General features: G+C 60.7%; 1 pseudogene. It reads right to left on the bottom strand.

Annotated elements, in window-relative coordinates:
* Positions 1 to 614: pseudogene (locus HMPREF3173_RS10375) on the bottom strand (DUF4055 domain-containing protein); the annotation flags it as partial.

Below are 614 nucleotides of genomic sequence, written 5' to 3'. Positions count from 1 at the left end.
GGGTTCAGCTTGGCGAAATCGTCCGCGTTGATATCGGTGGTGATGAACAGCGTGGGCTGGCTGCTGATGAATCCGCTCTCCTCCACCGTGGCGCTGTTGCCGTAGTGCAAGATGTTTACGTCGGCCAGGTCTTCCAGCGGCGACTTGTCGATGCTGGCGTCGTTATCCTCAGCCCCGTAGAAGCTGAACAGGATGTGGTCGAATGGCTGGCCGTTCTTGTCGAGCGGCTGGGTTTCTGTATAGGTCTTGCCGTCCTTCCCGTAGACGCGCTGGACGTACTTGCCGTCAATCAGCAGCAGAACCCGGTACTGGGTGTCCTTGGTGCGGTCGAGGTTTTCCGAACTGAACTCAGACACGCATTCGAGCAGGCAGACGTAGACCAGGCGCAGCACGCCATCAATAACCTGCTCTTCCCAGTCGATGATGGAGGTCGCGCCGTAATGGTGGATCAGCGCCCGACGCCCCTGCATGTCGGCCATGGAGGACACGCCTTCAACTGGCGGGAAGTCCACCAGGAAGCCGCCACGCCCGGTGTCCAGGCACTCGCCCACGGAACGCTTGGAAAGCTGCTCCAGGCTCGTGCCGTCGCCGCTGGCGTTCTCCTTCAGGTACTC

It is taken from the genome of Pseudomonas sp. HMSC08G10, assembly GCF_001808425.1.
In the GTDB taxonomy this organism is placed as follows: Bacteria; Pseudomonadota; Gammaproteobacteria; order Pseudomonadales; family Pseudomonadaceae; genus Aquipseudomonas; species Aquipseudomonas guariconensis.
The sequence above is the reverse complement of the archived record's forward strand: the minus strand, read 5'-3'. Positions and strand labels throughout refer to the sequence as shown.